The organism is Yonghaparkia sp. Soil809, assembly GCF_001429705.1.
Taxonomy (GTDB): Bacteria; Actinomycetota; Actinomycetes; order Actinomycetales; family Microbacteriaceae; genus Microcella.
Map to the genome: position 1 here is coordinate 584,373 of NZ_LMSV01000001.1, position 24,459 is coordinate 608,831.

Annotated in this window: 28 protein-coding genes, 1 tRNA gene and 1 pseudogene; 17 read left to right on the forward strand and 13 right to left on the reverse strand. The window is 72.2% G+C overall.

Going from position 1 to position 24,459, the window contains the following annotated elements:
• Positions 1-270: 270 nt before the first annotated feature.
• Entirely contained in the window at positions 271-1,353 is a 1,083-nt protein-coding gene (locus ASG83_RS02815; protein ID WP_156376781.1) for a Glu/Leu/Phe/Val dehydrogenase dimerization domain-containing protein, read from the reverse strand.
• A gap of 178 nt (positions 1,354-1,531) precedes the next feature.
• Between ASG83_RS02815 and ASG83_RS02820 the strand changes: the two genes are divergently transcribed.
• Together ASG83_RS02820 and ASG83_RS02825 are read left to right on the forward strand one after the other, a co-directional pair.
• Positions 1,532-2,002, forward strand: coding sequence for an Lrp/AsnC family transcriptional regulator (locus ASG83_RS02820; protein ID WP_055856885.1), 471 nt, complete (start codon positions 1,532-1,534; stop codon positions 2,000-2,002).
• 44 nt (positions 2,003-2,046) lie between these two features.
• Positions 2,047-2,325, forward strand: coding sequence for a helix-turn-helix domain-containing protein (locus ASG83_RS02825; RefSeq protein WP_055856887.1), 279 nt, complete (start codon positions 2,047-2,049; stop codon positions 2,323-2,325).
• 3 nt (positions 2,326-2,328) lie between these two features.
• On the opposite strand, the gene ASG83_RS02830 is transcribed toward ASG83_RS02825, so the two are convergent.
• On the reverse strand, positions 2,329-2,586 hold the full coding sequence (locus ASG83_RS02830) for a zinc-ribbon domain-containing protein (protein ID WP_055856890.1): 258 nt from the start codon (positions 2,584-2,586) through the stop codon (positions 2,329-2,331).
• A gap of 137 nt (positions 2,587-2,723) precedes the next feature.
• Between ASG83_RS02830 and ASG83_RS02835 the strand changes: the two genes are divergently transcribed.
• From ASG83_RS02835 to ASG83_RS02850, 4 genes are all read left to right on the forward strand, one after another.
• Positions 2,724-3,302: a PadR family transcriptional regulator gene (locus ASG83_RS02835; RefSeq protein WP_055856893.1), complete on the forward strand. Its 579-nt coding sequence runs from the start codon at positions 2,724-2,726 to the stop codon at positions 3,300-3,302.
• A gap of 82 nt (positions 3,303-3,384) precedes the next feature.
• Positions 3,385-5,016 carry an AarF/ABC1/UbiB kinase family protein gene (locus ASG83_RS02840; protein WP_082599138.1) on the forward strand — a complete coding sequence of 544 codons (1,632 nt, stop codon included), beginning with the start codon at positions 3,385-3,387 and terminating at the stop codon, positions 5,014-5,016.
• A gap of 68 nt (positions 5,017-5,084) precedes the next feature.
• Entirely contained in the window at positions 5,085-5,828 is a 744-nt protein-coding gene (locus ASG83_RS02845) for a phosphatase PAP2 family protein (protein WP_055856898.1), read from the forward strand.
• A gap of 74 nt (positions 5,829-5,902) precedes the next feature.
• On the forward strand, positions 5,903-6,235 hold the full coding sequence (locus ASG83_RS02850; protein WP_055856900.1) for a YciI family protein: 333 nt from the start codon (positions 5,903-5,905) through the stop codon (positions 6,233-6,235).
• A 24-nt stretch (positions 6,236-6,259) separates the two neighbouring features.
• Here the strand turns inward: ASG83_RS02850 and ASG83_RS02855 are convergent, their stop codons facing one another.
• The 4 genes from ASG83_RS02855 to ASG83_RS02870 all read right to left on the reverse strand — a co-directional run bounded on the left by ASG83_RS02855 (position 6,260) and on the right by ASG83_RS02870 (position 8,434).
• Positions 6,260-6,652 carry a PPOX class F420-dependent oxidoreductase gene (locus tag ASG83_RS02855; protein ID WP_055856902.1) on the reverse strand — a complete coding sequence of 131 codons (393 nt, stop codon included), beginning with the start codon at positions 6,650-6,652 and terminating at the stop codon, positions 6,260-6,262.
• Positions 6,653-6,701: 49 nt separating this feature from the next.
• Entirely contained in the window at positions 6,702-7,406 is a 705-nt protein-coding gene (locus ASG83_RS02860; RefSeq protein WP_082599035.1) for a class I SAM-dependent methyltransferase, read from the reverse strand.
• A gap of 49 nt (positions 7,407-7,455) precedes the next feature.
• Positions 7,456-8,286, reverse strand: coding sequence for a phosphatase PAP2 family protein (locus tag ASG83_RS02865; protein WP_055856907.1), 831 nt, complete (start codon positions 8,284-8,286; stop codon positions 7,456-7,458).
• A gap of 76 nt (positions 8,287-8,362) precedes the next feature.
• A tRNA-Arg gene (locus ASG83_RS02870) sits at positions 8,363-8,434 on the reverse strand.
• Positions 8,435-8,523: 89 nt separating this feature from the next.
• Between ASG83_RS02870 and ASG83_RS02875 the strand changes: the two genes are divergently transcribed.
• The 3 genes from ASG83_RS02875 to ASG83_RS02885 all read left to right on the forward strand — a co-directional run bounded on the left by ASG83_RS02875 (position 8,524) and on the right by ASG83_RS02885 (position 10,165).
• Complete coding sequence (locus ASG83_RS02875; protein WP_055856910.1) at positions 8,524-8,898, forward strand: iron chaperone; 375 nt, start codon at positions 8,524-8,526, stop codon at positions 8,896-8,898.
• 72 nt (positions 8,899-8,970) lie between these two features.
• Positions 8,971-9,570: an RNA polymerase sigma factor gene (locus ASG83_RS02880; protein WP_200959256.1), complete on the forward strand. Its 600-nt coding sequence runs from the start codon at positions 8,971-8,973 to the stop codon at positions 9,568-9,570.
• Positions 9,557-10,165 carry a hypothetical protein gene (locus ASG83_RS02885; RefSeq protein WP_055856912.1) on the forward strand — a complete coding sequence of 203 codons (609 nt, stop codon included), beginning with the start codon at positions 9,557-9,559 and terminating at the stop codon, positions 10,163-10,165. The genes ASG83_RS02880 and ASG83_RS02885 overlap by 14 nt, the downstream gene beginning before the upstream one ends.
• Before the next feature lie 51 nt (positions 10,166-10,216).
• Here ASG83_RS02885 and ASG83_RS02890 read toward each other — a convergent pair.
• From ASG83_RS02890 to ASG83_RS02900, 3 genes and pseudogenes are all read right to left on the reverse strand, one after another.
• Positions 10,217-10,712 (reverse strand): annotated as a pseudogene (locus ASG83_RS02890) (HNH endonuclease); the annotation flags it as partial.
• 299 nt (positions 10,713-11,011) lie between these two features.
• Entirely contained in the window at positions 11,012-11,785 is a 774-nt protein-coding gene (locus tag ASG83_RS02895; RefSeq protein WP_156710922.1) for a C40 family peptidase, read from the reverse strand.
• Between the two features lie 204 nt (positions 11,786-11,989).
• Positions 11,990-12,679 (reverse strand): metal-dependent transcriptional regulator, encoded by a 690-nt coding sequence (locus ASG83_RS02900; RefSeq protein WP_055856918.1) that lies wholly within the window; start codon positions 12,677-12,679, stop codon positions 11,990-11,992.
• A gap of 94 nt (positions 12,680-12,773) precedes the next feature.
• Here ASG83_RS02900 and serC point away from each other — a divergent pair, with 94 nt between their 5' ends.
• Entirely contained in the window at positions 12,774-13,889 is a 1,116-nt protein-coding gene (gene serC / locus ASG83_RS02905) for a phosphoserine transaminase (RefSeq protein WP_055856920.1), read from the forward strand.
• A gap of 15 nt (positions 13,890-13,904) precedes the next feature.
• Positions 13,905-14,123, forward strand: coding sequence for a hypothetical protein (locus tag ASG83_RS02910; RefSeq protein ID WP_156710924.1), 219 nt, complete (start codon positions 13,905-13,907; stop codon positions 14,121-14,123).
• 24 nt (positions 14,124-14,147) lie between these two features.
• Here the strand turns inward: ASG83_RS02910 and ASG83_RS02915 are convergent, their stop codons facing one another.
• A complete protein-coding gene (locus ASG83_RS02915) occupies positions 14,148-14,705 on the reverse strand; it encodes a DUF3027 domain-containing protein (protein ID WP_055856926.1) in 558 nt (185 codons plus the stop codon).
• Positions 14,698-15,078 (reverse strand): cold-shock protein, encoded by a 381-nt coding sequence (locus ASG83_RS02920; RefSeq protein ID WP_055856929.1) that lies wholly within the window; start codon positions 15,076-15,078, stop codon positions 14,698-14,700. The genes ASG83_RS02915 and ASG83_RS02920 overlap by 8 nt, the downstream gene beginning before the upstream one ends.
• A gap of 128 nt (positions 15,079-15,206) precedes the next feature.
• On the opposite strand from ASG83_RS02920, the gene ASG83_RS02925 reads away from it, so the two are divergent.
• From ASG83_RS02925 to ASG83_RS02935, 3 genes are read left to right on the forward strand one after another with little or no spacing between them, the layout of a single operon-like run.
• Positions 15,207-15,458 carry a hypothetical protein gene (locus ASG83_RS02925; RefSeq protein ID WP_055856932.1) on the forward strand — a complete coding sequence of 84 codons (252 nt, stop codon included), beginning with the start codon at positions 15,207-15,209 and terminating at the stop codon, positions 15,456-15,458.
• Complete coding sequence (locus tag ASG83_RS02930; protein WP_055856935.1) at positions 15,445-17,346, forward strand: helicase-associated domain-containing protein; 1,902 nt, start codon at positions 15,445-15,447, stop codon at positions 17,344-17,346. The genes ASG83_RS02925 and ASG83_RS02930 overlap by 14 nt, the downstream gene beginning before the upstream one ends.
• A gap of 44 nt (positions 17,347-17,390) precedes the next feature.
• Positions 17,391-19,040, forward strand: a complete 1,650-nt coding sequence (locus ASG83_RS02935; RefSeq protein WP_055856938.1) for a DNA repair helicase XPB — start codon at positions 17,391-17,393, stop codon at positions 19,038-19,040.
• A gap of 29 nt (positions 19,041-19,069) precedes the next feature.
• On the opposite strand, the gene ASG83_RS02940 is transcribed toward ASG83_RS02935, so the two are convergent.
• A complete protein-coding gene (locus tag ASG83_RS02940) occupies positions 19,070-19,786 on the reverse strand; it encodes an alpha/beta fold hydrolase (RefSeq protein ID WP_055856940.1) in 717 nt (238 codons plus the stop codon).
• Between the two features lie 138 nt (positions 19,787-19,924).
• On the opposite strand from ASG83_RS02940, the gene ASG83_RS02945 reads away from it, so the two are divergent.
• The 3 genes from ASG83_RS02945 to ASG83_RS02955 all read left to right on the forward strand — a co-directional run.
• Positions 19,925-20,551, forward strand: a 627-nt coding sequence (locus ASG83_RS02945; RefSeq protein WP_156711014.1) for a response regulator transcription factor, incomplete at its 3' end; no start/stop codon positions are given.
• A gap of 31 nt (positions 20,552-20,582) precedes the next feature.
• Positions 20,583-22,307, forward strand: coding sequence for a cell wall metabolism sensor histidine kinase WalK (locus ASG83_RS02950; protein WP_055856946.1), 1,725 nt, complete (start codon positions 20,583-20,585; stop codon positions 22,305-22,307).
• A gap of 53 nt (positions 22,308-22,360) precedes the next feature.
• Positions 22,361-22,651 carry a WXG100 family type VII secretion target gene (locus tag ASG83_RS02955; RefSeq protein WP_055856949.1) on the forward strand — a complete coding sequence of 97 codons (291 nt, stop codon included), beginning with the start codon at positions 22,361-22,363 and terminating at the stop codon, positions 22,649-22,651.
• A gap of 170 nt (positions 22,652-22,821) precedes the next feature.
• Here the strand turns inward: ASG83_RS02955 and groL are convergent, their stop codons facing one another.
• Positions 22,822-24,450: a chaperonin GroEL gene (gene groL / locus ASG83_RS02960; RefSeq protein WP_055856952.1), complete on the reverse strand. Its 1,629-nt coding sequence runs from the start codon at positions 24,448-24,450 to the stop codon at positions 22,822-22,824.
• Positions 24,451-24,459 lie beyond the last annotated feature (9 nt).

The window sequence follows — 24,459 nt, forward strand, 5'->3', positions numbered from 1 at the left end:
TCCGAGCAGGGCTGCTCGCGGCCGCCGGGGCGCAGGCGTCGGGCGCGCCGGATCGCTGGCCGCAGTCGGCCGTCGCTGGCCGCCCAACGCTGCGTCCGACCGACCCCACGAAGGATGCAGTGCGCGGTGTCGCGATGCCCACGCAGCGTCCTTGCTCGTCCTCCTCCGCTCGCGTCAGGCGCTGCGGGACGGAGACCGGGATGAAGGTCGGTGCGTCGAGCGTCGTCGCGATGACGGCGACCGGCGTCGACTCGTCGGGTGCGACATCCGTCAGACCGCGAGCACCCCGACCGCGGACGCCGCGCGCGCCCGCTCGACGCGCTCGACTGCGAGGGCCTCGGCCGCCGCGAGCGGCGTGACGCCCTTCGCGCGCGCCGCGCACAGGATCTCCGACAGCGTGTCGCCGATGCCGCGCAGGCGCGCGTCGATCGCGGCGGGCGAGGCGCCGTCGCCGGTGAGCGCGAGGTGGATGACGCCGCCCGCGTTGACCACGAAGTCGGGTGCGTAGAGGATGCCGCGGGCCGCCAGGTGCTCCGCTCCCGACCGGTAGGCGAGCGGGTTGTTGGCCGGGCCGACGACCGCGCGGACCGGCAGCGTCGCGATCGTCGCCGGGGTGAGCACCCCGCCGAGTCCGGCGGGCACGAACACGTCCGCGGGGGTCGTGAGGGCGGCGTCGACGTCGATCCAGGTCGCGCCGAGGTCAGCCGCGAGGGCGCGCTTCGACTCGGCGATGTCGGTGACGAACAGTCGCGCGCCGGCGCGGGCGAGCCGCTCGGCGAGGCGCGAGCCGACCTGGCCGAGACCGGAGATCACGAACGAGCGGCCGACGAGCGAGCCGGAGTCGAAGAGCTCCTCGATCACGCGCTCGATCGAGACGTACACGCCGAGAGCGGTGCCCTCGGCGGGCTCCCCCGCCCCGCCGTTCGCGGCAGGGAGGCCGACGACGTGCTCGGTGCGCTCGCGCACGACGAGCATGTCGTGCTCGGTGGTGCCGACGTCCTCGGCCGTGCGGTAGCGCCCGCCGAAGGTCTCGATGAGGTCGCCGAGGTCGAGCAGCGCGGCACGGCGGCGCTCGTCGTCGACGACGTCGTCGGGGCCGAGCGCGATGACCGACTTGCCGCCGCCCGCGCCGATGTCGGCGAGCGCGTTCTTCATCGTCATCGCGGAGGCGAGGCGCATCGCGTCGGCGACCCCGTCGATCCACTGCGGGTAGCGCCACATGCGGCAGCCGCCGAGCGCCGGCCCGATCGCCGAGGAGTGCAGAGCGACGGTGATCGCGAGGCCCGAGCGCTCGCCGCGCACGGTCGAGACGCGCTCGTGGGTGAACTCGGGCAGGGGTGCGGTCGGCATGATGACTCCAGGGAGATCGGTGCGGTCGTGGGCGGGATCGATCCGGCGCCCGCGCGGGATCGCCGCTCGCGCACCGGTGCGCATCATGACCAGTGAGTCAACGCCGTCTGCGCGTTCTGCGCCAGTGCGCCGGCGACAAGTGGTCGATCCGACCATGATGAGCGCGTACTGTGAGCGCACCATGGTCAATTCGCCCAGACTCCTCGATCGGTCGAGCCGGCGCATCCTCGCCGCTCTCGATCGCGACCCGCGCGCGACGGTCGGCTGGCTCGCCGAGGCGCTCGGCCTCGCACGCGGTACGGTGCAGAACCGCATCAGCCAGCTCTTCGACGGCCGCACGCTGCGCCCGCACTCGATCACCGCGCATCCCGAATCGCTCGGCTACGCGGTCCGCGCGATGGTGACCGCCGAGGTCGATCAGCACCGCTTCGACGACGCGATGGTCGCGCTGCGCGAGATCCCCGAGATCATCGAGTGCGTCGCGATGTCGGGCGTCGACGACCTGCTCATCCAGGTCGTCGCGCGCGATGCCGACCATCTGTACGAGGTGGGCCAGAAGATCCTGCGGTGCCCGGGCATCCGACGCACCGCGACGTCGCTCGTGCTCAAGGAGCTCATCGAGCACCGGATCGCCCAGCTGCTCACCGACTGAGGGCGGGCCGCGGCGCCGCGCGCTCGACCTGCTTGGATGGGCGCATGGCCGACTGGACGTTCCTGACGCACCACGCGCACGTGCTGCTCGAGGTCGCGAAGAACGCGGATGCGACGGTGCAGGAGATCGCCGCGGGAGTCGCGATCTCCACGCGGTCGGCGGTGAGCATCCTCAACGATCTGGAGGCGGCCGGGTACCTCGAGCGCGAGCGCCGCGGGCGCCGCAACCACTACGTGCTGCACCCCGAGCAGCCGATGCGGCACCCGTCGAACGCGACGCACGCGGTCGACGAGCTCATCCAGGCGCTCTCCGACCTGCGCTGAGCGCTAGACCATCCGGCGGTTGCCCTCGGCCCACTGCAGGCCGTGCTCGGCCTGATCGCGCGTGAGCGCGGTGGCGGCGCCGCAGTTCGAGCACACGACCGCGTGCGAGCGCCCGAGGGTCGCGAGCGGGATGAAGAAGATCGAGAGCTTCGTGGCGGTCTCGATGATCCGCTGCGGCGCGGCGACCCCGCAGCGGTCGCAGACGAAGAGCACGTCGGCGAGCACGCGATCACGGAGGGTCGTGCCGAAGATGAGGAGCATCGGGCAAGGGTAAGCACGCGCTCAGGTCGCTCGACAGGGGCTTGCGGCCGGCGGTGAGCGCGCATCCAGAGACGCGGCGTACCGTCGGCATCAGCACGGCGGCCGTTCGCGCCGCCCTCTCCCGAAGGGACTCCCCGATGCGCAGCTCCTCCTCCGCCGGCTTCGACCTCCGCGAGGCCGTCGACGGCCTCCGCGACGCGTTCTCGCCTCGCTCCGGCGGGCGCTCCTCCACGACCTCGGGCCACGGCGACATCCGGGTCGCCGTGCTCTCCGCGCTCTCCCGCGAGCCGATGAACGGCCACCAGGTCATGCAGACGATCGCGGCCGCGAGCGGTGGGGCGTGGACGCCCGGCGCGAGCGCCGTCTACCCGATGCTGCAGCAGCTCACCGATGAGGGGCTCCTCCACACGCAGAACGACGGCGAGCGCACGGTCTACTCGCTCACCGAGACGGGTCGCGCGGCCGCCGCCGAGGCGACCGCCCATGCGGCCGCGGCCGCCGACGCGCACGACCACGAGCACGCCCGACGCGACGAGCACGACTGGCGCCTGCCCCGCTGGGACGAGACCTCCGCCGCCGTGCCGCGCGCCGGCGCCCGCCTCGCCCAGGCCGCGGCGCAGGTCGCGCAGTCGGGCTCGCGCGAGCAGAAGGAGCGCGCGGCCGCCCTCCTCGACGAGACGCGGCGCAAGCTCTACGCCCTCCTCGCCGAAGGCTAGGAGGGTGCCGACACCCGGCGACGAGACGCTCTCCGCCGAGGTCCAGCGCAACCCGGCTCTTCGCGCGCGCTACCGGCGGATCATGCGCTTCGCGGCGCGCGCGCTCGTGCAGGCGTGGTGGTTCGAGCTCGTGCTGCCGCGGTTCGGCCTCGGCCGGCTCGCAGCGCGCGGGCGCATCCGTCGCCTGCAGCGGCTCTCGCGCCGATTCCACGACCTCGCCGCCGATCTCGGCGGGCTCATGATCAAGGTCGGCCAGTTCCTGTCATCGCGGCTCGACGTGCTGCCGCCGGAGATCACGCGCGAGCTCGAGGGGCTGCAGGACGAGGTGGCTCCCGAGCCGTTCGCGGCGATCGTCGCGCAGGCCGAGCGCGAACTGGGCATCCCCCTCGATCGCGCGTTCGGGTTCGTCGACCCGACGCCCATCGCGGCCGCCTCCCTCGGTCAGGCGCACCGGGCCCGCCTGTCGCCCGGCATCGCCGCCGACCTCGGCTTCGAGGACGTCGTCGTGAAGGTCCTGCGCCCCGGGATCGAGCAGATCGTCGAGGTCGACCTCGCCGCGCTGCGCCGTGTCGGCCGCTGGCTCTCGCGCGTGCGGCTCGTCAACCGGCGCACCGACGCCCCGACGCTCGTGGAGGAGTTCGCGACGACGAGCCTGGAGGAGATCGACTACGTCCACGAGGCCGTCAACGTCGAGCGCTTCGCCGCCGACTTCGCCGACGATCCGCGCGTCGGCACCCCCGTCGTCGTGTGGGAGCGCAGCGCCCGCCGCCTGCTGACGCTCAGCGACGTGACGGCGATCAAGATCACCGACATCGCCGCGCTGCAGGCCGCCGGCATCGACCCGAACGCCGTCGCCGCCGAGCTCGCGCGTGCGACGTTCGAGCAGATCTTCGTCGCCGGGTTCTTCCACGCCGACCCGCACCCCGGCAACATCTTCGTCACCCCCGCCGCCGGCGGCGACCCGGGCGGCTTCGCGCTCACCTTCATCGACTTCGGCATGATGGGCGAGATCGACGACGAGCTGCGCGACGGCCTGCGGCAGTTCATCTTCGCGGTGGCCGCCCGGGACGCCCGCGGCTGGGTCGCGGCGACCCAGCGCCTCGGCGTGCTGCTGCCCTCGGCCGACACGGTCGAGCTCGAGCGCGCGATCTCGGCCCTCTTCGACCGCTTCGGCGGCATGGGCGTCGCCGAGCTCACGCGCATCGACCCGCGCGAGCTCGAGGCGTTCGCTCGCCAGTTCAGCGAGGTTATCCGCACGCTCCCGTTCCAGCTGCCGGAGAGCTTCCTGCTGCTGATCCGCACCATCTCGCTCATCTCGGGCGTCACGAGCGCCCTCAACCGCGACTTCAACATGTGGGACGCGGTCGACCCCTTCGCCCGCACCCTCCTCAACGGCGGCGGCGCGTCGACGGCTCGATCGCTCGGTCGCGAGGCCGTGTCCATCCTGTCCGCGCTCGCCCGGCTCCCCCAGCGGGTGGATGCTCTCGCCACGCGCCTCGACCGCGGCGAGCTCGCCGTCCGCAGCCCCGAGGTGGAGCAGCGCCTGCGCGTCATCGACGCGAGCGTGCGCCGCACGACCTCGGCGATCCTCGCGGCGGGGCTGCTCATCGCGGGCGCGATCCTCCGCCCGGGTGACGAGGTCCTCGGCACGGTGCTGGTCATCGCCGCCGCGCTGCCGGCCCTGCACGCCGTCGCTCCCTGGCGCCTGCGGTAGAGCGGAGGTCGCGATACCCTGCGGTGACATCTCGGCGTGCCGGGCGGAGCGACGGAGGAGTACCGGGAGTGACAGAGACGGCCGCGAAGAAGCCGGGGGCGCTGCGTCGCTTCCACGAGAAGTTCGTCGTCGAGGAGCGGACGGTGCGCCCGTCCGCCCGACGGAATCTGTACATCATCGCCGGGTCGCTCGGCGCGATCGGGCTCGTCGCCTTCCTCGTCATCCTCGACTCGGTCCGTGAGAGCGATGGGCTGTCGGTCATCGATCAGCCGATCCAGGACTGGCTGCGGAGCATGGAGTCGCCGGGTCTCACGATCGTCATGACGATCATCGCGAACGTTTTCGGCCCCATCGCGATGCCGATCATCGTCCTCGTCACGACCGTGTGGTGGGGGTTCGCCGCCAAGCACGCCTGGCGACCGTTCGTTCTCGCCGGCGGCATGATCGTCGGCGTGGCGATCGTGCAGACGCTCGCCCCGATCATCGGCCGCGACCGCCCGCCGATCTCCCTCATGCTGCTCGACGCGGACTACACGCCGTCGTTCCCCTCCGGGCACGTCATGGGCGCGACCGACTTCCTGCTCATCACGACCTTCCTCGTGTTCTCGCGCCGCCGGTACCCGATCTCGACCGTGATCGCGTTCCTCGTCGCGATCGTCCTCGTGGCCGCGACGGCGGTGTGCCGGGTGTACCTCGGCTACCACTGGCCGACCGATGCGCTCGCGTCGATCTCGCTCTCGCTCATCGTGCTCGGCGGCGTGATCGCGATCGACACGTGGCGGACGGTCCGGGTGGGCACTCCGCAGCCGTGAGGCTGCGGCAGGTGTAGCTTCTCCGTCATCGGCGTCGTCGCCCGCACGGTCGCCGCCCGTATCGGAGGTCTGTGATGACGAAGTACGTGATCTCGTTCCCGAGCGGTGTCATGCGAGTGCCCGACGGCCAGTGGCAGCAGGTCGTCGACGATTCGCACCAGGTGATCCGCGATCTCAAGGCCGCAGGCGCCTACGTCTTCGGCGGAGGCATCGACGAGGACGTCGAGCCGGTCACGGTCGCCGCGGACGGCGCCGTGAGCGCGCCGATCTACCCGCCCTTCGACGGCGGCTTCACGATCATCGAGGTGCCGACGCGGGAGGAGGCGCTGCACTGGGCGCAGCGGATCGCAGCCGCGTGCCGGTGCCCGCAGGAGCTGCGCGAGTTCATGTACGACGAGGAGTCGTAGCTCGGCTCCGGCCGTGGCGGGCGCCTACTCCTCGGTGATCCGGATGACCACGCGCTTCTCGCGCTCGGAGCCCAGGGAGCCCTCGAGCCGCATGACGAGGGGGTACTCCAGCGGCATCTTGGCGCGCAGCAGCGCGGTGACGCGATCCACGGCCGTCTGATCGTCCTGGAGGCGTCCCACGGCGCGGACGGCTCGACTGCCCCGCCGCGGCCGCCCGAATCGTCCGCACGCCGTGAGCTCCACCTGCGCATCATTGCGCAGTCGCTTGACCTTGCCCGAATCGCGCGGCGTGGAGACGAGGAGAGCGTCACCGTCGCGCGCGACCCACACGGGTGTGGAGACTGCGGCTCCCGTCCGGCGATACGTCGTCAGGAGCAGGAAGCGCTGATCACCCAGCGAGAGGAGCGAGTCGGTCATGCCCCGACCCTAGGCCCGTGCGGATCCGAACCGGCCGACGCCGCCTCGATCAGGCCTTCTCGAGGACTAGGAACAGGAAGCACAGGAACCCGCTTTTCTCGCCGCTCCGGAGCTTCGGGGGCAGCAGCTCCGGCGGCGCGTCGGGCGCGACGAGCGGCTCGGCGAGCGCCGCGATCCGGAACCCGGCCGCGACGACGGCGTCGGTGATCGCGTGGAGCGGCCGGTGCCAGTAGGTCAGCGTGCCCTGCTGCCCGGCGAACTCGTACTCCTCCGAGAACCGCCGGGTGACGAAGTAGTCCTCCTGCGGGTAGTTGACCATGTAGACGGTCGGATGGTTCACCGACACGATCAGCCGCCCGCCCGGCTTCAGCACGCGACGCAGCTCGGCCAGCGGCCCCGACCAGTCCTCGAGGTAGTGCAGCACGAGCGAGGCGACGACGTCGTCGAACGACTCGTCGTCGTACGGAAGCGGCTCGGCGAGATCCGCCACCTCGAGCGGTACGCCGTCGCCCAGCCGCCGGCGCGCGAGCTCGATCATCGCGGGGCTGCCGTCGAAGCCGGACATCTCGGCGCCGCGCTCGCGCAGGGCGGCCGAGAGCGGGCCCGATCCGCAGCCGGCGTCGAGGATGCGCCGGCCGCGGACATCCCCCGCCAGCGCGATCATCGCGGGCCGCTCGTAATGGGCGTTGACGAGACTCGAGGCGTTCTCCGCGTCGTAGGCCTCGGCGAAGGAGTCGTAGTGGTCTGTCCTCATGGGGTCCTCTCCGAAAGACGGCGGTGGCGCCCGCACGAACCTAGAGGACTCAGCGTGCGGGGGGCGTCGCGTTCTCCACGTCCGCCACTGCCCGGCCCATCCGCACCGTCTCGCCTCGCGGCTGCGGTCGGATCGCCCACCAGCACACGGCCAGCCACAGCGGCGCGAAGAGGAAGCTCGCGAGCACGTCGCTCGGGAAGTGCATCCCCTGGTACATGCGCGCCCACGCGACCAGCAGCGGGAGCACGATGGCCGCGGCGACGGCCACGACGCGCACCGCGCCGCGCGACCAGGCGAGCACGAGCAGGGCGATGCAGCCGTAGGTGACGATCGTCGCCGCGACGTGCCCGGACGGGAACGACGACGTCGCCGGCTCGCCGGCGAGCTGCTCGACATCCGGTCGCGCCCGACTGATCGCCACCTGGGTCGCGAGGAAGATGGAGGTCTCGCCCGCCGCAGCGGCCACGACGACCAGCGCCGGCGCCCAGCGCCGCGTCAGCGCGTGCGCGACGGTGGCCGAGATGACGACCATCGCGATGATGCCCGGCGTGTTCCCGATCTTGTCGCCGATGTGAGCGAGCGCGGTCAGCGGATCGGTCCGGCTCTCGACCAGGCGCTCGATGATGGCGACGTCGAGGTCGCGCACCGGCGCCAGGACGGTCGTGATGAGCGCGCCCATCCCGATGAGCAGCCCCCAGAGGGCCGCGGCGGCGCCGACGAGACCGACCGCACGCTGCCAGGCCGGGCGAGTAGCCGCGGTGCGGGTCGAGCCGGCCGTGGTCTCGATGCGCGTGACGCGTCGCGCGATGAACCACAGCACGGCTGCGACGGGAAGCGCCCACCCGATCTCGGCCGCCACTCCGGCGAGGAACTCGATCATGGACGCCGCCTCACTGGCCTCGGTGGAGGACCCTACGACCACGGCAGGACCCTGTCCCCGCGCATGGTTCCGTGCGTGCCCCTGGAGGGACTCGAACCCCCAACCCTTTCCTTAGGACGGAACTGCTCTTCCATTGAGCTACAGAGGCTGACGCCTCCACTCTAAACCGCGGGCGTCGGCACGGCACCGCGGTCGCGGCCCCTTCCCGCCGGCGCCGGCCTCTGCAACCATGACCGGATGCCCGACTCGAGCCCTGAGCATCCGCTCACCGGTTCGATCGCTGCGGCCCCGCACCCCTCCCGCGACGTCCTCGCCGGCTGGTACGCTCGCGCGCTCGAGCTCGAGCCGCGCGCCGCCGAGGGAGTCTCGTACGGCATGCCCGCCCTGCGCTACCGCGGGCGTCCGCTCATCGCCGTCGCCGCGACCGCCGCGGGCTACTCGGTGTACCCGTTCAGCCCCGCCGTGATCGTGGCGGTCGCGCCGCTGCTCGGCGATCTGAAGCGATCGAAGGGCGCCGTCGCGTTCACGGATGCCCGGCCGCTGCCGCGCGAGGCCTTCGACGCGATGCTGCTCGCCCGGCGAGACGAGATCGACGCGGCCCTCGACCACTGAGACGCGGAGTCAGCGCGGGTCTGCCTGGGCGCGAGCACGAAAGATCGCCCCGCGCCGCGACATAAGCAGGGTGTGAGCACCTCGACCGATCGCGAGCGGCGGATGCGCGCCCTCGTCGACCTCCTCGCCGACCCGGTGCGCCGCTATCTGCATCGCCGCACCGACGCCGCGACCGCCGACGACGTGCTCGGCGACGTGCTGCTCGTGTGCTGGCGGAGGCTCGACGAGGTCCCTCCCGCCGAGGCCGACGCGCTGCCCTGGGCGATCGTCGTCGCCCGCCAGTGCCTCGCGAACGCCCAGCGCGCCGAGCGCCGCCGCACGCGCCTCGTCGGCCGCATCATCGCGATCGACCCGCCGCCGATCGACGCGCCCGACGCCGCGGCAGACGACGATGACCCCCATGGTGACGATCACGTCCGGCTCCGCGCCGCCCTCGCCCGACTGCGCCGCGACGACGCCGAGATCCTCCGCCTGTGGGCGTGGGACGAGCTCACGAGCCCGCAGATCGCAGTCGTGCTCGGCATCAGCGCGAACGCCGCGTCGATCCGCCTGCACCGCGCGAAGGCGCGACTGAAGGCCGAGCTGTCGGACGAGTCGCACGCCGCGCTGAAAGCAGCCGCTTCATCTGGACATGTCAGGGAAGAGGAAGGGAGCATCGATGTCCGACGATGACCGCGAGCTGCGCCAGCAGCTCGGCGCCGCCGACCCGGCGCGGGCGCTCGCTCCCCTCCCTGCGACGTGGCTCGACCACAGGATGGAGCAGCTCATGACCGACACCAGCACCGCCACCGCCCCCGAGTCGGCGACCCACGCCCGCTCGCGCATCCCCCGCTGGATGCCCGTGGCCGGCGCCGCCGCGGCCGTCGCGATCGCCGCCGCGATCGTCGCGCCCCTCGCCCTCGGCGGCACGCAGCCCACCGTCGAGCAGCTCGCCGCCCCCGAGGGCGGCGGACTCGCGAGCGGCAGCTGCCTCGCCCTCGACCCCGCGACGATCGCCGCGCAGGATCAGGCCTTCGCCGCCACCGTGCTCGAGGTCGACGGCGGCACCGTCACCCTCGAGGTCACCGAGACGTTCGCCGGCGAGGTCGCCGATCGCGTCGAGGTGCCGCAGATCGACGCGACCTCGTCCGACTACTCGGGCGTGCCGTTCACGGTCGGCGGCGAGTTCCTCGTCGGCGCCCTCGACGGCATGATCACGGGCTGCGGCGTCACGGGCGAGGACTCCCCCGAGCTCCGCGCGCTCTACGACGCGGCCTTCGCGGGCTGACCGCCGGCTGGGGCGGGCCCGCCGGTCGGCGACGACCGGCGGATGCCCGCNCCGCGAGCGGCGCGAGGTACTCGTCCCACGCCGGCTGCGGGCGCTCGATGCCGCGCACGAGCCAGGCCGTCCCGTGCGGGGCCTTGGGCTGGACGCGCAGGCGCCACCCCATCTCCGCCGGGGTGCGGTCGCTCTTGATGTTGTTGCACTTCAGGCAGCAGGCGACGAGGTTCTCCCACGAGTCGGCGCCGCCGCGCGAGCGCGGCATGACGTGGTCGATCGTCGTGGCCGATGACCCGCAGTAGGCGCAGCGGTTGCCGTCGCGACGCAGCACGCCGCGGCGCGTGAGGGGCACCTGCCGCGCGTGCGGGATGCGCACGTAGCGGCGCAGGACGATGACGCTCGGTCGCTCGAAGGCGTCGTGGATCCCGATGACGGGGTGCGCGTCGTCGCGCGCGAGCACCACGGCCTTGCCGTTCATCACGAGCACGAGGGCTCGACGGAACGAGACGACCGCGAGGGGCTCGTATCCGGCGTTGAGAACGAGAGTGCGCATCCGCTGACCTCCATGAACGGAGCCCGCATGGCCTGCGGGCTGTCCTTGCGTCCCGGTGCCGCCGCGGGCGGGAGGNGCGCGGCCCCGACAGGGCAGGGCCGTGCGAACGCTGTGCCGTATGCGGAAGACGGCGCGCGCATCCACGGTTTGGATGTCGCGTCGCTCGCACATGGCCTCTCCCGGTTATGTCCTCTGATGGCGCCGAGGGCATCAGGCTAACCCAGAATCGGCGCACCCGCCTGAGCGGGCACGCCGATTCATGGTCTGTTCACCGGAGTGCGCGGTGACGCCCGGGGCGCTCAGCCGATGCGGACGATGTAGTACGCGTCGGTCCAGAGCGGGCGGGCCTGAACGGTCTTGCCGGGGTAGGGCGCGTCGAGGATCGCGCCGTTGCCCATGTAGATGCCGATGTGGCTGTGGTCGTTGAGCACGACGAGGTCGCCGGGCACGGCATCCGCCCGCGAGATCCTGGTGCCCATCGAGGCCTGGCCCGACACGCTGTGCGGGAGGGCGATGCCGACCTGGGCGAAGACGTAGGCGGTGAAGCCCGAGCAGTCGAAGCCCGCGGGCGTCGTGCCGCCGTACTGGTAGGGCGTGCCGACGTACTGCAGGCCGATGTTGACGACCGCGCTCTGGCTGTACGAGGCGGGCGGCGCGGCGAGGAAGTCCTGCGCGGTCGGCCCGCTGTACGCCGTGTAGCTGGCGGCGAGCTCGGCGCGACGCTCGGCGGCGGCCTGCGCGGCCTGGGCGGCGGCGAGCTCCTCCTCGCTCGTGGCGGTGAACTGGTCGCGCGACACGGTCTGCGCCGTCTCGGACTCGACGGTGAGGCTCTGCGACTGCGTCGCGCGCAGCTGCGCCATGGCCTCCGCCGCCTCGACGCCGTCCGCGTTGGCGGCGGGATTCACGGCGTAGCCGGGAAGGGCGAGGGTGGCGACGATTCCGGTGGCGACGGCCATGACGGTGACGTTGAGCGCCGTGCCGCGCACGGAGGAGCGGCGTGAGCGGGTGGTGCGGGGGGTCGAGCTGCCGGTGTCCGTTCGGGCGACGGAGCCGGAATCAGTGCCTTGGATCAAGAGTGTGACCTCCTGCGCCTCGCCGCTCCTTGGGGCGGCCCGTCCTCTTTCGTGTATTCCACGGTCCCCGCGCGGGACGGGCGAGCGAGAGCGCCGCGCGAAGAGCCCTTGCCGGCTGGGTGGCCGTGTCGGACTGTGCGAGTGTACGCGAGGTTACGAGAAGGTCACAATCAGGACACGAACACTAGATGTTGTGTAAATACGTCAGTCGCCGACGTAAATGTGCCGCGCGACCTCGAGCGGCAGCTCGATCCCCTCGGCCCGACCGTCGATCTCGACGCTCACGTAGCCGGAGGACTCGCCGCGGATCGTGGCCTCCGCACCGGGCAGGACCCCTGCCTCCTGGAGCTGGTGGAGCAGATCGGGGTCGAACTGCACGGGCTCGGCCAGGCGCCGGATCGTGCAGTGCCGGGTTCCCGCGGCGACCGCGGTCGGGAGCGAGATGACGCCGTCGAGGAAGGACTCGGCCGCGGGGCCGCCGATCTCCTCCAGGCCCGGGATGGGGTTGCCGTACGGCGACTCCGTCGGCGACTCCAGCAGCGTGAGCAGGCGGCGCTCGACCTGCTCGCTCATGACGTGCTCCCACCGGCAGGCCTCGTCGTGCACGAGCGACCAGTCGAGCCCGATGACGTCGGCGAGCAGGCGCTCGGCCAGGCGGTGCTTGCGCATGACGCCCACGGCCTTGCGCCGGCCCTCAGCGGTGAGCTCGAGATGACGGTCGCCCTCCACGCTCAGCAGCCCGTCGCGCTCCATGCGCGCGACCGTCTGCGAGACGGTGGGGCCGGAGTGCCCGATGCGCTCCGAGATGCGGGCCCGGAGGGGGATGATCCCCTCCTCCTCGAGGTCGAGGATGGTCCGCAGGTACATCTCGGTGGTGTCGACCAGATCGGTCACGCGGTGCCTCCTCGTCGCACTCCGGATGGTGAGGCTAGCCTAACGGGAACGCCCGACGGCGCTCCGTCGCACCCGACGTCGGTAGGATCAGGGCATGGCCGAGACCGTGATCCCCGCCGACCTCCTCCCGCGCGACGGGCGGTTCGGCTGCGGCCCGTCGAAGGTCCGCCCCGACCAGCTCGCCGCGCTGGCCGCGGCCCACGATCTGCTGGGCACCTCGCACCGTCAGGCTCCGGTGAAGAATCTCGTCGCGAGCGTGCGCAGCGGGCTCTCCGACCTGTTCCGCCTCCCCGACGGCTACGAGGTCGTCCTCGGCAACGGCGGGTCGACCGCCTTCTGGGACGTCGCAGCGGCCGGCCTCATCGAGCAGCGCAGCGCCCACCTCGACTTCGGCGAGTTCGGCAGCAAGTTCGTCGCCTCGGCGAGCGCGCCCTGGCTCGAGGCCCCGCACGTGGTCAAGACCCCCGGCGGCACGCGCGGTTCGCTCGATGTCGTCGACGGCGTCGACGTCTACGCCTACCCCCACAACGAGACGTCGACGGGCGTGAGCGCTCCGGTCACGCGGATCGGAGCATCCCCCGACGCCCTCACGGTGGTCGACGCGACGAGCGCGGCCGGCGGCATCGACTTCGATGTGACCGAGACCGACGTCTACTACTTCGCCCCGCAGAAGAACTTCGCCGGCGACGGCGGGCTCTGGCTCGCCGTCATGAGCCCCGCCGCGATCGAGCGGGCCGAGCGCATCGGCGCGAGCGGGCGCTGGATTCCGCCGTTCCTCTCCCTCACCGCCGCGATCGACAACTCGCGCCTGCAGCAGACGCTCAACACCCCGGCCCTCGCGACCCTCGTCATGCTCGACGAGCAGGTGCGCTGGATCAACGGCGAGGGCGGCCTCGCCTGGGCGAGCGCTCGCACCGCCGAGAGCTCGAACCACCTCTACGCGTGGGCCGAGGCGCACGCGCTCGCGACCCCCTTCGTCACCGACCCCGACCACCGCTCGCCGGTCGTCGTCACGATCGACTTCGACGACTCGGTCGACGCCGCCGCGGTCGCGAAGACGCTGCGCGCCAACGGCATCGTCGACACCGAGCCCTACCGCAAGCTCGGCCGCAACCAGCTGCGCATCGCGACGTTCGTCGCCATCGAGCCCGACGACGTCCGACAGCTGACGCGCGCGATCGACTTCGTCCTCGAGAGCACGGCGGGCTGAGGCGTGCGGCTGTGGGTGCGCAGCGACGAGCGCCGGGCCGACCCGGCGCCGCTGCGCACCGATGACCGCCTCGCGTTCACGATCGGCATCGTCGGCTGGATCATCGCCGGCATCGTGACGGTCGGGATGCTCGTGCTGACCGATCGCGAGGCGAGCGTCGGCGCCCTGGTCACGATCGGGGTCGGGCTCCTGCTCGGCGTGGCCGGCTGGGTCTTCTCCTCCCGCCGGACCTAGCCCCTCCCGGACGGGGTTCGGGGCTCAGAGGCCCGAGTCGTCCTCGTCGTCGTCGTCGTCCTCGTCGTCCTCGTCGTCCTCGTCGTCCTCGTCGTCCTCGATGTCGTCGTCATCATCGTCGTCATCGTCGTCGAGGTCGTCCGCGTGCAGGTCGATGTCGACGCCGTCGACGTCGTCATCGAGCTCGTGGTCGTCGTCGTGGTCGTGGTCGTGGTCGTGGTCGTCGTCGTCCGACTCGTCGCCCTCGCCGGCACCCGCCTCCGCCTGCTGCGCGAGGTAGTCCTCGAGCCGGTCGGACCACGGCACCCAGTCGGGCGCGACGAGTGCGCCGTCGCCCGGCATGAGCTCGGTCTCGAGGATGGCGGGCTCCATGCCGGGGTTGACGGCGATGCTGACCGTCCAGGCCCAGCCGGGGTAGCCGCCCTGGGTGGTCGAGAAGCGCACCGTGGCGACGTCATCGGCGATCGTCACGTCGCGCAGCGCTCCGACGTGCTTGGGGTTCGTGATCTCGCCGAGCGCCGCACGCGCGAGCGACTCGAGGGTCACTCGGTCGATCGTCGAGCCCTCGGGCGACTCAGGCATCCAGCTCGTCCGCGACGCGGCGCAGCACCGCGGCGATCTTGGCGCCGTGCTCGCCATCGGGGTAGCGCCCGCCCTTGAGCCGGCCGCCGACGCCGTCGAGGAGCTTGATGAGGTCCTCCACGATGATCGACATCTCGTCGGCAGGCTTGCGGTGTGCCTTCGCGAGGCTCGGCTTCGCGTCGAGCACGCGCACCGAGAGTGCCTGCGCACCGCGCTTGCCGTCGGCCACGCCGAACTCGAGGCGGCTGCCGGCCTTGACGACCGCCCCCTCCGGCAGCGCGGAGGCGTGCAGGAAGACCTCGGAGCCATCGTCGCCGCTGATGAACCCGAAACCCTTCTCCTGGTCGTAGAACTTGACCTTGCCGGTGGGCATGCGCTCACTCCTCGCCTGTGGATGATCCAGCCTTCGAGGATACCGCGAACCCGCGGCCCCAGGATCGGGGGTACTGCCGCGTCGGCGGCGGCACCTATCCTGGTGACGTGCCAGAAGAATCCGTCGTGATGACCAACCGCGTGGAGCGCATCCTGGCTTACATGGTCGCCGGCATCATCGTGCTGAGCCTCGCGAGTTTCGTGGCCGTCATCATCGCGACCGCCTCCGGGCTCGAGCGCGGCGACTTCGCCGTCGGCATCTGGCCGGCCGTGACCGTCCTGCCCCTCATCGGCCTGCCCATCGGGTTCGTCCTCATCATCACGCTGCTCGTCGTGAGCGCCGTGCGCCGGGGGCGGGCCGCGCGGGATGCCGGGCACTAGCGCCGCCTCCCTGGCCCTGGCCGCGCGGCTGCGCGACCGGGATGACGCGAGCCTGGCTCGCCTGATCCGCGACCGCGGCGTGAGCCCCGCGGGGCTCCGCGACGTCTTCGACCTCGCCGAGGCGCTGCTCGACGGCGGCACCGTCGCCTCCTCCCTCGCCGCCCTCAGCCGGCGCGCGCTCGCCGCGATCGCGACCGCCGCCCAGCACTCCGATGGCGTGCCGCTCTCGGACCTGGCCTCCGGGCTCGACCGCGACCCTGCCGCCGTCCTCCACGACCTCGTGCCCGCCGAGCGCGCGGCGCTCGTGGCCCTGGGCGAGGCGGCCGACGGCCGGACCGAGCCCACGGTCGCCGGCGACCCGACCGTGCTCGTCTGGCCCTCCGTCGCCGCCGAGCTCGCGAGCTGGCCGGCCCGAGGACTGCCGAGCACGGAGGCGCTCCGCGACGACCCCGCTCCCCCGGCGCTCGAGCCCGTCGACGACTCCGACCGCCGATTCCTGGACCGCGGCGCCGCCGAGAAGGCCTACACGACCGTCACGCGCGTCACCGAGCTGCTCATCGCCCTGCAGGACAGCCCCGCGCGCCTCCTCGCGAAGGGCGGGCTGTCGCTGCCCGAGGCGAAGCGCCTCGCGGCCGCCGCCGACGCCGACCTCGACGAGGTCCCCGTGCTGCTCGACCTCGCCGTCCTCGCCGGGCTCGTCGACGACGCGGCGGGCCACACGCGCCCCCTGCCTGCCGTGGACGCGTGGCGCAGCCTCCCCGTCGCCGACCGGTGGGCCGCGCTCGCCGACGCCTGGGCATCCGCCCTGCCGGAGGAGCTGCGCGAGCTGCTCGCCGACCGCGTCGACGCCCGCTGGGGCGAGGGCATCGCCGACTTCGTCGACTGGCTGTACCCGGCGGGCGGGGATGCCCTCCTGCGCCGCCTGCACCGGCGCGGCGCCCAGGGCGATCGCCTCGGCATCGCGACCGACGGCCGCCCGTCGTCGATCGGTGCGGCGCTCGTGACCTCCGGGGCCGCGGCGGCCGCCGAGGTGCTCGCTCCGCTCATCCCGCCGGCGGTCGACAGGGTCTACCTCCAGCACGATCTCACGATCGTCTCGCCCGGACCGCTCGAGGGTGCGCTCGACGAGCGGCTGCGCCGCGTCGCCGTCATGGAGGCCGCGGGGCTCGCGGGCCGCTACCGCGTCACGCAGGAGTCGGTGACGCGCGCGATCGCGCTCGGCGAGACCGCCGACACGCTCGTGACGTTCCTCCAGGAGATCTCGCTCACGGGCGTGCCGCAGCCGCTCGAGTACCTCGTGCGCGAGACCGCGCGGCGCTACGGCGCGGTGCGCGTCGGCGCGCTCGACCACGACGAGAGCACGGCGCTCGGCGCCCGGACGGCGGTGCGCAGCGATGACGGCGTCATGCTCGAGGCCGTCCTCGTCGACGCGGCCACCGCATCCCTCGGTCTGCGCCGCACCGGGCCGCACCGGCTCGTCAGTCGCGTCGAGCCCGCGATCGTGCTCTGGACCCTCATCGACGCCCGCTACCCTGCAGCTCCCGACGACGGGGCGCTCCCGCCGGAGCGCCCGCGCTCCAGCTCGGCCCGCCCGCCCGCCGCTCCGACGGAGGATCCGGTGCTCGCCGCGGTCGCCCGCCTGCGGCACGCCGCCGCCTCGACGAGCAGCGAGTCGGGCGCGGCGTGGGTCTCGCGGCAGTGGGAGCTCGCGGTGCGCGGCAGGCTCGGCGTGCGCGCGACGATCGCGATGCCCGACGGCACCGAGCGCGTGCTCGAGCTCGAGCCCACGGGCATCGCCGGCTCGCGCGTCCGCGGCCGCGACCTGCAGGCCGACGTCGAGCGCACCCTGCCGATCTCGAGCATCACGGCGCTCGAGCCTCTCGAGTAGGGCGCGCCCGCCCCTCTCAGCCGGCGCACCTAGACTGGCCCGTTATGAATCCCGAGGGCCCGCTCATCGTCCAGAGCGACCGCACCGTGCTGCTGGAGGTCGCCAACCCGCTCGCCGACGAGGCCCGCCACGCGCTCGCCGTGTTCGCCGAGCTCGAGCGCGCGCCCGAGCACGTGCACACCTACCGCATCACGCGCCTCGGCCTCTGGAACGCCCGAGCCGCCGGCCACGAGGCCGCCGAGATGCTCGCCGTGCTCGAGAAGTACGCGAAGTTCCCCGTGCCGCAGTCGGTGTCGATCGACATCACCGAGACGGTGGGCCGCTACGGCCGCCTGATCATCGTGCGCGACGACGAGGGCAATCTCGTGCTGCGATCGACGGATGCGGCGGTACTGACCGAGATCGCCCACAGCAAGCGGGTCGCCCCGCTTCTCACGCGGCGCATCGACCACTCCGCGTTCGAGCTCGCCGCCTGGGCCCGCGGCCAGGTCAAGCAGGAGCTCGTGAAGATCGGCTGGCCCGCGGAGGACCTCGCCGGGTACACCCCGGGCACCCCGCACGAGATCGACCTCGATCTGAGCGGCTGGAGCATGCGGCCGTACCAGCAGACCGCCGTCGACCACTTCTTCGAAGGCGGGTCGGGAGTCGTCGTGCTGCCCTGCGGCGCGGGCAAGACCCTCGTCGGCGCCGCCGCGATGGCCGCGGCCGACACCACGACGCTCATCCTCGTGACCAACACGGTCTCGGCCCGCCAGTGGCGCGACGAGCTGCTGCGCCGCACCTCGCTCACCGCCGACGAGATCGGCGAGTACTCGGGGCAGCTGAAGGAGATCAAGCCCGTCACGATCGCGACGTACCAGATCCTCACGGCCAAGAGGAAGGGCGAGTACGCCCACCTGGCGCTGCTCGACGCGCTCGACTGGGGTCTCGTCATCTACGACGAGGTGCACCTGCTGCCGGCCCCGGTGTTCAAGCTCACCGCCGAGCTTCAGGCCCGCCGGCGCCTCGGTCTCACCGCGACGCTCGTGCGCGAGGACGGCCGCGAGGGCGACGTGTTCAGCCTCATCGGCCCGAAGCGCTTCGACGCGCCGTGGAAGGAGATCGAGGCGCAGGGCTACATCTCCCCCGCCTCCTGCTACGAGGTGCGCGTCGACCTGCCCGCGACCGAGCGGCTCGAGTACGCGGCGAGCGCCGACGACCAGAGGTACCGGCTCGCCGCGACGGCCCCGGCGAAGCTCGAGGTCGTGAAGCAGCTGGTGGCCCAGCACGAGGGCGAGCGCATCCTCATCATCGGGCAGTACCTCGACCAGATCGACGAGCTGAGCGAGGCGCTCGGAGTGCCGCAGCTGACCGGCTCGACGCCTGTCGACGAGCGCGAGCGGTTGTTCCAGGAGTTCCGCGTCGGCGAGACGCCCGTGCTGGTCGTGTCGAAAGTCGCGAACTTCTCCGTCGACCTGCCCGAGGCCACGGTCGCGATCCAGGTCTCGGGCTCGTTCGGCTCGCGGCAGGAGGAGGCCCAGCGCCTCGGGCGCCTGCTGCGCCCGAAGGAGAGCGGGCTGCCTGCGCACTTCTACACGCTCGTCGCGCGCGACACCGTCGACCAGGACTTCGCGCAGAACCGCCAGCGCTTCCTCGCCGAGCAGGGCTACAGCTACACGATCATGGACGCGACCTCGATCGGAGCCGCCGCGTAGGAGCGGCCGCGGAGGAGCCGCCGCCCTCGCTACCGCGCGGGCCCGACCGCAGCGAGGATGCTCTCGCCGAGGGCGACGGGACGCGTCAGCTGCGGCCAGTGCCCGGTCGGCAGCTCGACGACCTCGAGCACGTCGAGTCGCGCGAGCTCGTCGGCCCACGGCGCCCCGCGCTCGATCGCGCCCTCGAGGTCGGACGCCGGGAACTCGCACGCGATGACCGTCGCGGGGATGCGGTACCTCGACTCGTTCGTCAGACGCAGCGGATCGCGGGCCACCCCCGCCGGCTCGGCCACGGCGATCGCGCGGAAGCGCGACCGCAGCTCGTCGTCGAGATCGCGCAGATCGGCCTCCTCGAAGACGTCCCACGCCGGGAGCGGCACCGAGTCGCCCTCGACGGGCAGCTCGTCGTTGACGACGCTGCCGTCACCGAGGGGGAAGGCGTCGACGAACACCAGTCGGGCGATGTGCTCGGGTCGGGCGTCCGCCGCACCCCACGCGATCGCCGCCCCGCCGCTGTGCCCGACGAGCGCGACGGGCGTCGAGCCGGCTGCCGCGAGCGCGTCGAGCTCGGCGACCACCGCATCGATGTGCGTCCCGAGGCCGATGCCGGCGTGCGCCGCGGGGTCGGCCTCCTTGCCGGGAAGGGTGAGCGGATGCACGCGGTGGCCGGCGGCCGCGAGCGGCGGGGTCACCGTGCTCCACGAGTCGCCGTCGAGCCAGAAGCCGGGGATGAGCACGATGTCCATGGGGAGAATCTACGGCCGGGCACCGACACCGTCGCCCCGCCGGCTCACAGCGCGCTCCGGCCCGGGTCGGGCATCCCGTTCTGGCCGCATCGGCGCGGCATTCAGGGAACTCGCAACGGACGCGCAGATACTAAGGCCATGGCTGACGGTCCCAAGATCCTCATCGTCGATGACGAACCCAACATCCGCGACCTCCTCACCACGTCGCTCCGCTTCGCGGGGTTCATGGTGCGCGCGGTCGGAAACGGCGCCCAGGCGATCTCGGCGGTGCTCGAGGAGGAGCCCGACCTGATCATCCTCGACGTCATGCTCCCCGACATCAACGGCTTCGGCGTCACCAAGCGCCTCCGCTCGAGCGGGTACACGAGCCCCATCCTCTTCCTCACCGCCAAGGACGACACCGACGACAAGATCATGGGTCTCACCGTCGGCGGCGACGACTACGTCACCAAGCCGTTCAGCCTCGACGAGATCGTCGCGCGCATCAAGGCCATCCTCCGCCGCACCATGCAGGAGGAGGACGACGCGATCATCCGGACCGGCGAGCTCACCATGGACCAGGACACCCACGAGGTCACCGTCGGCGACGCCGTCATCGAGCTCAGCCCCACCGAGTTCAAGCTGCTGCGCTACCTCATGCTCAACCCCAACCGGGTGCTGTCGAAGGCGCAGATCCTCGACCACGTGTGGGAGTACGACTTCAACGGCGACGCCGGCATCGTCGAGAGCTACATCTCGTACCTGCGCCGGAAGCTCGACCAGCACNAGACCGTGCCGACGGGCGCCGTCGTGCGCGATGCATGAGCAGCTGAGCCAGTGGTGGGAGGGCATCTCCCTCCGATCGAAGATCACGGGCGTGACCGTCCTCGTGGTGACGGTGGGGCTGCTCGTCGTCGGCATGGGCACGCTCACCGTGCTGCAGCAGACCCTCGTGGGCGAGGTGGACCGGCAGCTGCGGCAGGCCGCGACGGAGCTCCCCCAGGCTCCCGACCAGCTCTCGATCGACGACTTCGACGACTTCAGCGACCTCACCGGCTCGGTGTTCTCGAGCCCGTTCTACTTCGCGGCCGTCGACTCCGACGGCGACGTGCTCGTCGACAACGTCGACGCGAGCCAGCTGCGGCAGGCCCCGGACGTCAGCCGGCTGACCTTCGACACGATCGACGGGCGCTACGGCGAGGGCGTCACCGTCGCGAGCGCCGACCGCACCGCGCAGTGGCGGCTCGCCCCGTTCTCGCTCACGCTGCGCGACGAGGAGGACGGCGAGCCCATGCGGGCGACCCTCGTCATCGGCGCCAACCTCGCCGAGACCAACGGCATCATCGGATCGTTCGCCTCGATCTTCCTCGGATTCGGCATCGTCGCGGTCATCATCAGCGCCGCCCTGACGCGGCTGCTCGTGACCTCGACCTTCCGCCCCCTGCGCGACGTGGAGGCCACGGCGGCGCGCTTCGCCGGCGGCGACTTCAGTCAGCGCCTCGGCGGCGCGACGCCGAACACGGAGGTGGGGCGCCTCAGCCGCTCGCTCAACACGATGCTCTCCCGCATCGACCGGGCCTTCGCCGACCGCGCCGCGACGATCGACCAGATGCGCCGCTTCGTCGGCGACGCCAGCCACGAGCTGCGCACCCCCCTCGTCTCGCTGCGCGGCTACGCCGAGCTCTACCGCATGGGCGCCATCCAGAAGCCGGAGGACGTCGCCCAGGCCATGGAGCGCATCGAGAAGGAGGCGATCCGCATGGGCGCGCTCGTCTCCGATCTGCTCGAGCTCGCGCGCCTCGACGAGTCGAAGCCGCTCGAGGCCGGCCCCGTCGACCTCGTGCCGCTCGCGCGCGACGCGGCCCTCGACGCGATGGCCGGTGCCCCCGATCGCGAGGTGACGGTCGCGGTCGACGAGGCCGCCGCATCCCCCGCGACGCCTGCGACGGATGCCCGGCCCGAGCCCGCACGGAATCCCGAGCCCGCCACCACCTCCTCACTGAGCACCGCGGCCATCGCCGCGATCGCCCGCCTGCGCGGGCGACGGAGCCGCACCGCCGCCGCCGCGGCCGAGCCCGTCCTCGAGCTCGCGGTGCCCGAGCTGCCCGCCGCGGAGGCCGTCGTGCTCGGCGACGAGAACAAGATCCGCCAGGTCGTGACGAACCTCGTCGGCAACGCCATGCGCTTCACCCCGGCCGGCTCGCCCATCGAGCTCGTCGTCGGCATCGACCGCGCCCGGAGCATGGGCACGATCTCGGTCGTCGACCACGGGGAGGGGATCCCCGCGGCGCTCAAGGAGAAGATCTTCCAGCGCTTCTTCCGCGCGGACTCGTCGCGCACCCGGGACACGGGCGGGTCGGGGCTCGGCCTCGCGATCGTGGCGTCGATCGTCAACCAGCACGGCGGGCGGATCGACGTGCTCGACACCGCGGGCGGCGGCGCGACGTTCATGGTGTCGCTGCCGCTCCTCCCCAGCCCGCGTCGCGCGACGCTCTCCGCCGCGAGCGGCACCGCGGCGCGCCGCACCGCCTCGGCCTCCTAACCTGCTCGCGTCGGCGGGGGCACGCCCCGCCGCACCGAGCTCAGGAGGCACTCATGACCCGGTACCAGGTCGACAGCGACGCGATCATCAGCGCGACGGGTGCGGCCCGCGCCTCGATCGGGCGCCTGCAGGCGGAGGTGGCCTCGCTCAGCGGCCAGCTCGGCGCGCTGCAGGGCTCGTGGCAGGGTTCGGCCGCGACGGCGTTCCAGTCGCTCGTCGGTGAGTGGACGGCCACGCAGCAGCGCATCGAGCAGACGCTCGCGGCCCTCACCGAGGCGCTCGGCAGCGCCGGCCAGCACTACGCCGAGATCGAGCAGGCGAACGCGCGGCTCTTCGCGCGCTGATCGTTCCGGCATCGACCGGCTCGTGGCCGTCGCGCGACCCGACGCGCGACGCTCTCGAGCCGCTCCGGCACGAGAGGTCGGCTCCCCCCACCGGCTGCCGCGCCCGGACACGCGGAACGGGGCGGCTCCCCGAAGGGAACCGCCCCGTTCTCGTGTCGTACGAGCGAGACCTAGAAGTCCATGCCGCCCGACGGGTCGCCCATGGGGGCGGGGTTCTTCTCGGGCTTATCGGCGACGACGGCCTCCGTGGTGAGGAAGAGACCGGCGATCGACGCAGCGTTGAGCAGGGCGGAGCGCGTGACCTTCACCGGGTCGGCGATGCCGGCGCCGAGCATGTCGACGTACTCGCCGGTCGCGGCGTTGAGGCCGTGGCCCACCGCGAGGTGGCGCACCTTGTCGACGACGACGCCCGGCTCCATGCCGGCGTTGAGGGCGATCTGCTTGAGCGGGGCGTCGATCGCGACCTTCACGATGTTCGCACCCGTCGCCTCGTCGCCGACGAGGCCCGTGAGGGCGTCGGACTCGAAGGCGAGCTTGCCGGCCTGGATGAGCGCGACGCCACCACCGGCGACGATGCCCTCCTCGACGGCGGCCTTCGCGTTGCGGACGGCGTCCTCGATGCGGTGCTTGCGCTCCTTGAGCTCGACCTCGGTCGCGGCACCCGCCTTGATGACGGCGACGCCGCCGGCGAGCTTGGCGAGGCGCTCCTGGAGCTTCTCGCGGTCGTAGTCCGAGTCGGTGTTCTCGATCTCGGCACGGATCTGCTTCACGCGACCGGCGATCGCGTCGGCCTCGCCGGCGCCCTCGACGATCGTGGTCTCGTCCTTGGTGATGACGACCTTGCGGGCGCGGCCGAGCAGGTCGAGGGTCGCGTTCTCGAGCTTGAGACCGACCTCCTCGCTGATCACCTGGCCGCCGGTGAGGATCGCGATGTCCTGGAGCATGGCCTTGCGGCGGTCGCCGAAGCCGGGGGCCTTGACGGCGACCGACTTGAAGATGCCGCGGATCTTGTTGACGACGAGCGTCGCGAGGGCCTCGCCCTCGACGTCCTCGGCGATGATGAGCAGCTGCTTGCCGCTCTGGATCACCTTGTCGACGACGGGGAGGAGGTCCTTGATCGCCGAGATCTTGCCGTTGACGATGAGGATGTACGGGTCCTCGAAGACCGCCTCCTGGCGCTCCGGGTCGGTGACGAAGTACGCCGACAGGTAGCCCTTGTCGAAGCGCATGCCCTCGGTGAGCTCGAGCTCGGTGCCGAAGGTGTTCGACTCCTCGACGGTGACGACGCCCTCCTTGCCGACCTTGTCGATCGCCTCGGCGATGAGCGCGCCGATCTCGGGGTCGGCGGCGGAGATGCTCGCGGTCGCGGCGATCTCCTCCTTGGTCTCGACCTCCTTGGCGTTCTTGAGCAGCTGCTCCGAGACGGCCGCGACGGCCTTCTCGATGCCGCGCTTGAGGCTGATGGGGTCGGCGCCGGCCGCGACGTTGCGCAGGCCCTCGCGGACGAGCGCCTGGGCGAGGACGACCGACGTGGTCGTGCCGTCACCGGCGACGTCGTCGGTCTTCTTGGCGACCTCCTTGACCAGCTCGGCGCCGATCTTCTCGTACGGGTCGTCGAGCTCGATCTCCTTGGCGATCGAGACGCCGTCGTTGGTGATCGTGGGGGCGCCCCACTTCTTCTCCAGCACGACGTTGCGACCACGGGGGCCGAGCGTGACCTTGACGGCGTCGGCCAGGATGTTGAGGCCGCGCTCGAGGCCGCGACGGGCCTCCTCGTTGAAAGCGATGATCTTAGCCATGTGTGTCTT

Excerpts from the sequence above, each read along its gene's own strand:
- ASG83_RS02820 (WP_055856885.1), top strand. The coding sequence starts at position 1,532 with ATGGTCAATTCGCCCAGACTCCTCGATCGGTCGAGCCGGCGCATCCTC.
- ASG83_RS02825 (WP_055856887.1), top strand. The coding sequence starts at position 2,047 with ATGGCCGACTGGACGTTCCTGACGCACCACGCGCACGTGCTGCTCGAG.
- ASG83_RS02830 (WP_055856890.1), bottom strand. The coding sequence starts at position 2,586 with ATGCTCCTCATCTTCGGCACGACCCTCCGTGATCGCGTGCTCGCCGAC.
- ASG83_RS02835 (WP_055856893.1), top strand. The coding sequence starts at position 2,724 with ATGCGCAGCTCCTCCTCCGCCGGCTTCGACCTCCGCGAGGCCGTCGAC.
- ASG83_RS02840 (WP_082599138.1), top strand. The coding sequence starts at position 3,385 with ATGCGCTTCGCGGCGCGCGCGCTCGTGCAGGCGTGGTGGTTCGAGCTC.
- ASG83_RS02850 (WP_055856900.1), top strand. The coding sequence starts at position 5,903 with ATGACGAAGTACGTGATCTCGTTCCCGAGCGGTGTCATGCGAGTGCCC.
- ASG83_RS02855 (WP_055856902.1), bottom strand. The coding sequence starts at position 6,652 with ATGACCGACTCGCTCCTCTCGCTGGGTGATCAGCGCTTCCTGCTCCTG.
- ASG83_RS02860 (WP_082599035.1), bottom strand. The coding sequence starts at position 7,406 with ATGAGGACAGACCACTACGACTCCTTCGCCGAGGCCTACGACGCGGAG.
- ASG83_RS02865 (WP_055856907.1), bottom strand. The coding sequence starts at position 8,286 with ATGATCGAGTTCCTCGCCGGAGTGGCGGCCGAGATCGGGTGGGCGCTT.
- ASG83_RS02875 (WP_055856910.1), top strand. The coding sequence starts at position 8,524 with ATGCCCGACTCGAGCCCTGAGCATCCGCTCACCGGTTCGATCGCTGCG.
- ASG83_RS02885 (WP_055856912.1), top strand. The coding sequence starts at position 9,557 with ATGTCCGACGATGACCGCGAGCTGCGCCAGCAGCTCGGCGCCGCCGAC.
- serC (WP_055856920.1), top strand. The coding sequence starts at position 12,774 with ATGGCCGAGACCGTGATCCCCGCCGACCTCCTCCCGCGCGACGGGCGG.
- ASG83_RS02915 (WP_055856926.1), bottom strand. The coding sequence starts at position 14,705 with ATGCCTGAGTCGCCCGAGGGCTCGACGATCGACCGAGTGACCCTCGAG.
- ASG83_RS02920 (WP_055856929.1), bottom strand. The coding sequence starts at position 15,078 with ATGCCCACCGGCAAGGTCAAGTTCTACGACCAGGAGAAGGGTTTCGGG.
- ASG83_RS02925 (WP_055856932.1), top strand. The coding sequence starts at position 15,207 with ATGACCAACCGCGTGGAGCGCATCCTGGCTTACATGGTCGCCGGCATC.
- ASG83_RS02930 (WP_055856935.1), top strand. The coding sequence starts at position 15,445 with ATGCCGGGCACTAGCGCCGCCTCCCTGGCCCTGGCCGCGCGGCTGCGC.
- ASG83_RS02935 (WP_055856938.1), top strand. The coding sequence starts at position 17,391 with ATGAATCCCGAGGGCCCGCTCATCGTCCAGAGCGACCGCACCGTGCTG.
- ASG83_RS02940 (WP_055856940.1), bottom strand. The coding sequence starts at position 19,786 with ATGGACATCGTGCTCATCCCCGGCTTCTGGCTCGACGGCGACTCGTGG.
- ASG83_RS02950 (WP_055856946.1), top strand. The coding sequence starts at position 20,583 with ATGCATGAGCAGCTGAGCCAGTGGTGGGAGGGCATCTCCCTCCGATCG.
- ASG83_RS02955 (WP_055856949.1), top strand. The coding sequence starts at position 22,361 with ATGACCCGGTACCAGGTCGACAGCGACGCGATCATCAGCGCGACGGGT.
- groL (WP_055856952.1), bottom strand. The coding sequence starts at position 24,450 with ATGGCTAAGATCATCGCTTTCAACGAGGAGGCCCGTCGCGGCCTCGAG.